Origin of the sequence: Mycobacterium sp. WUMAC-067 (assembly GCF_020217485.1) — a bacterium.
GTDB lineage: Bacteria > Actinomycetota > Actinomycetes > Mycobacteriales > Mycobacteriaceae > Mycobacterium.
The window spans coordinates 1-4,750 of record NZ_JAEKMI010000109.1; the positions used below are offsets into that span (position 1 = coordinate 1).

The 4,750-nt window shown below is 62.5% G+C and carries 4 protein-coding genes; 1 reads left to right on the forward strand and 3 read right to left on the reverse strand.

All coding sequences use genetic code 11. From position 1 onward, the window contains the following. Window positions 1-138: 138 nt before the first annotated feature. From istB to JF781_RS27385, 3 genes are all read right to left on the reverse strand, one after another. Window positions 139-939 carry an IS21-like element helper ATPase IstB gene (gene istB / locus JF781_RS27375; protein WP_055110181.1) on the reverse strand — a complete coding sequence of 267 codons (801 nt, stop codon included), beginning with the start codon at window positions 937-939 and terminating at the stop codon, window positions 139-141. Between the two features lies 1 nt (window position 940). Continuing rightward, on the reverse strand, window positions 941-2,563 hold the full coding sequence (istA, locus tag JF781_RS27380) for an IS21 family transposase (protein ID WP_055111511.1): 1,623 nt from the start codon (window positions 2,561-2,563) through the stop codon (window positions 941-943). A gap of 297 nt (window positions 2,564-2,860) precedes the next feature. Further along, window positions 2,861-3,406: a hypothetical protein gene (locus JF781_RS27385; protein WP_225330626.1), complete on the reverse strand. Its 546-nt coding sequence runs from the start codon at window positions 3,404-3,406 to the stop codon at window positions 2,861-2,863. A gap of 378 nt (window positions 3,407-3,784) precedes the next feature. Here JF781_RS27385 and JF781_RS27390 point away from each other — a divergent pair. Beyond that, the coding region (locus JF781_RS27390; RefSeq protein ID WP_225341342.1) for a site-specific integrase at window positions 3,785-4,750 on the forward strand (966 nt) is incomplete at its 3' end.

Genomic DNA, 4,750 nt, shown 5'->3' on the forward strand with positions numbered 1-4,750 from the left:
GATACGATCGCCAGAGCGGTGTACGTGGCAGCGTCCATCGTTTTGGCGACAACCACGAAGCTGGGGCGGTTGGAAATTGTCGCTTGCCAGGGTGATGGGACCACCTGATTGCCAGGGGGATGGGACCACCGTGGCGCGTTATCGAGGATGCTCGTCGGGCCCTTCTGGGTCAAGCTGGCCGGGTCGAGTGCGTTGGCGGTAGGACGGTCCTTCGATGACCAGGGTGTGGGCTGCAGCGGTCAGTCTGTCGATGGCTGATTGGGCGAGCAGGGTGTCGGCGGTCATGGTCAACCATTCGGCGGGTTCGCGGTTGGACGTCACGATGGTGGTCTTGGTTTGGTGGCGTTCGACGACGATTTCGTAGAAGTCGCTGGTTTCGGTGGCGTCGAGGGGCCGCAGCGCGAAGTCGTCGATGATCAGGACGTCCACGGCTGCCAGCCGTCGGATCTCGGCGTCGACGGTGTGGTCGAGTCGAGCGGCACGCAGCCGGGTGAACAGTTTGTCGGATCGGGCGAACAGGACACTATGGCGGCGGCGAATAGCCAAGTGCCCCAGCGCTGTTGCCAGATGCGTCTTGCCTACTCCGACGGGTCCGAGGATGATCGCGGACTGGCCGGCGTCGAGGAATCGCAACGCGGTCAGGTCGCCGAGCAGGGTGCGGTCATAGCGCAGGTCCTGTTGTGCGGTCCAGGAGTCGAAACGCATCGTGGGGTCGAGGCCGGCTTTGGCCGCCCGCAGGGCAGCTGAACGGGATTCGCGCCGGGAGACCTCGTCGGCGAGCAGTGTTTCCAGGAATCCAATGTGGCTGAGCTTGTGCTGGCGGGCCAGTGCGGCCCGTTCGGGCAGGGTGTCGGCCAGGGCGCCGAGTTTGAGCGCTTTGAGCAGTCGGAGCAGGTCTGCGCCGACCGGGTCTGCGGCCACGCGGTTTGTGGTGGTCATGTCAGCAGGTCCCCTCGGAGTCGGCACTAGCAACGACACTCAATGATGTTGAGGTGGTGTTGAATTCAGAGGGATCTCGGGAGAACCGGGTAGCGGTGTGGCCGACGGCCAGCGGCAGCGCCGGAATCGTGTTCTCGGTGGCGCGTTCGAGCATCGAGGCGATCTTGTTGACCGAGACGACATCGAGGTCCAGCGCCATCGAACAGGCCTGCTCGACGCGTTGCGCGCCGTATCGGCGCACCAGGCCCTGGAGTCGGTAGACGGTGCGCATCCGCGTCCATGGCAGCGGATCGTCGAGGATGCGTTCGGCGTAGATCCCGACGTTGGGGCCGTGCGCGGCGCAGGTGGCGATCAGTGTCGTCAAGTCCCGCATCGCGTAAACGGCCTTGTGTTCGGGCAGATCGGCGCGGTCGGTGCTGCGGCCACCTGCAGACTGGCGGGGATGGACTTTGACCAGCACACCGCGGTGATAGAACTTCACCAGCTCACTATCGGCGCGCACGTCCAACGCGGTGCCGATCCACTGCTCGGGCAGCGAGTAGAGGGCTTTGGCGACTTCGGCGTGGAAGTCGCGGTGCACCTTTACGGTCTTGAACATCGGCACGTCGTAAGCGCCCGGCACCGGAAGCAGTAGGGCCTGTTCTTCGGTGGTGAACACCTCCACTGGCCGTGCACACGTGCTGCCGTGGATACGGGTCCCGGCAGTACGAAGACACCACGCGGTGACAGCCTGCTGTGCCTGCTCAATACTGGTGAATGTTTCACCGTCCCAGAAGTTTCGGCGCACGTACTGCACCGCACGTTCCACCCGCGGTTTGTCTTTCGGGGAACGCACCCGGGCCGGGTCGGTAAGGAACCCGACATGGCCGGCGTAGTCGAGCCAGCCCGCGGTGAATCGGGGGTTGACCGCATCAGCAGCGGCGATCACCGGCTTGAGGTTGTCTGGGATCAGCACCGTGAACACCCCGCCAAAGAACTCCCACGCCGCCTGGCAGCCGGCGATCACCGCCGCCAGGGTCTGTGAGTAGGACAGCCACACGAACATGTGCCGGGAGTAGACGGCAGTGAAGATCAACGCGTGCACCTTGCGACGCCGCCCATCGGTGGCGTCGGTCAGCATCCCCAGGTAGCCGAAATCGATCTGGCATTCCACCCCGGGATCCCCGTCAGCGACCCGCACCGTGGTGTCCTTGCGGCCGAAACCGCAACGCTCACCGGCGAATCGGTTCAACGTTCGATACGGCACCACGCACCCCTGACGGGCCAGCAACGTCTGGATCTTGGTGATCGTCAACGGCCGCGCCTGACCATCGCCGGCCACCCACGCGGTGATCTGGTCCTCAAACCCCAGCAGCTGTTCCCACGCTGCGCCGTGGCCATCGGGGCGTACTGGGCGCACCGCGTCGGCGACAGCCCCGATCAACCCGTCATCGACAGCCTCGACGCCGTCGCTACGGCGCAGACCAGCCGCTTGCGCGGCCTCGACGTAGCGGCGCACCGTTTTGCGGTCCACGCCGCAATGCGCGGCGATCGTGCGGTACCCCGGTGCCGGTAGCCCCGCGACCCCCAGCCACACCCGCAGCACTTCCCTGATCTCGTTCACACTGACCTCCCGAAAAGCCATGCCCGCCGCCTCCGTGACTTGGACCATCACGGCGATCAAACGAACAGATGAAGAGACCACCGACGCGACGCGCCGGTGGTCCCATAACTGGCAATCCAGGTGGTCCCATCACCCTGGCAAAATCAGCTCACACTGGTCCCATCCTCCTGGCAGACGACAGAAATCGCTACCAATTTGGACAACCCTTGGGCGGCTGCGTGCGGTATTGCCACAAGTGCAATAAGCTTACCGACCAATGCCCACATTTCCGCCGATGTATCCATTTCTCCCCGTTCAAATGATATTTGGATAGTTTCGTCACGTGACAGCGAATTCGGAGGTTTGCCCGCCCAGAGCGTCCGGTGAGTGAGCGTCGAGCATCCATTCATCCCAGTTGCGCGCAAGATGGGCGTCTGCCGTGGCGACCTCACCGTCAGTGAGGGCAGCACCGAGGCTCTCCCGTATCGGTGCCCGAATTTCATCAAGCTGTATCGGTCTGCCGATGCAGTCGGCCAACCGCACGGTGTAGTCGCTGACAATCTGCATGAATAGAGCCGCGTCGGTTCGCCAGGCCCACCCGAGAGCGCGACCCATGACGTCGCCGGCACTGTAGAGCTTGCCGTCATTCTTCTTGCGGTCCTCAACGATCCAGTCAACCTCGCGCTGCACCAGCGCTTGGAGCATGGATGTCAGCACGTTGACGTCGTCGACGATCCGGGCGGTCGGCGGCACCAGATGGGCCACGACATTCGCACCGGAGACGATGTGCGCAATTTGTCCTGCCTGAGCTTCGGAGACCAGTGCGTTGAACTTCGTCTTCGCATCGGTGATCGAGCGCATTCTTGTTGGGTTCAAGACGACCATGAAGCGACGATACCACCGGAGACCCAAATTAAGGTGTGTTTACAGGTTCTGTATTGCAGACCTGATTTCAGACCTATTTACAGATCCGATAAGCTATCTTATGTCAGGTTAAAGTCTCCGTTTTCATCAGATGAATCATTTCCGGCCCGATCGCCCCGATTGGCATGGGCGCCGTCATTCCGGGGATTCCAGGCGAAAGTCGTTGGCCCACTGAAGTTGTGGGTCAACACGACGGGCCTGCTACGCCGGTAGTTGCGCGGGGTCGCCTCGACGCGCTGATAAAAGCCTCCTGGAAGCGATGGCTCTACCTGCACCGATGTGGTAATGATTCATTAGATGATTCAATGATGCATCAGATGAGACAGCCTGGAGGCCGGTTTGCCTGTCGATAAGAGCGGTCGCGTGTACCTCGTCGGCTCGGTCCCCCTGCTGCATCCCGAGGTCCAAACCGTCGACGAGATGCTGGATGGGTGGCGCAACCAGCAACTATGTCGAAACCTCGATCACGACACGATCGCCGGTCGGATCGCACTCGTCCGCCGCTTCATCGCCGACACCAACGAGTTCCCTTGGTCGTGGACGCCGGCCATCGTCGAGGAGTTTTTCGGTGACCTCCGCAGCATCAAGGCTGTCAAGCAGTCCACCGTGCGGGGCTACCAGAACGGGCTGCGGTTGTTCTGCTCCTATATTGCCGATCCTGACTATGGCTGGGACCGGGTGTGCGAACAGCGCTTTGGTACGCACCCCGCGCAGGTGTTCTTTGCCTGGAACACCGCAACGCACGTCCAGGACAATGAGCAGTCCCCCGAGAAGCGGCCGTTCACCAAGCAGGAGCTGCAGATTTTCTTCGACCACGCCGATGATCAGGTCACGCTGATCGCCAACTCGAACAGGAAGGGGTGGCTGCCGGCCTACCGGGATTCGGTGATGTTCAAGGTCGCCTACTCCTATGGGCTGCGCTTCAACGAGCTGCGCCACCTGCAGACTGTCGACTTCTCCCGCAATCCCCATGCCGCGGAGTTCGGCCGTTACGGCGCGGTCCTGGTCCGCTACGGCAAGGCCAAGAAGGGTTCGCCGCCCAAGCGTCGCACCGTGCTGACAGTCTTCGATTGGACGCCGGAGATCATCGCCGACTGGCTGGCTCACGGCCAGCCCTACATCGACGACAGCATCGATCTGTTCCCTAGTGAGCGGGGCTCACTGGTCGCCGAGAACACCCTGCTGCGCCGGTTTCGGCGCTACTGCAAAGATCTCGGCCTGGCCGAGGGCCTGGATCTGCATTCGTTTCGCCGCTCCTACATCACCCACCTCATCGAGGACGGCTGGGACGCCAAGTTCGTCCAG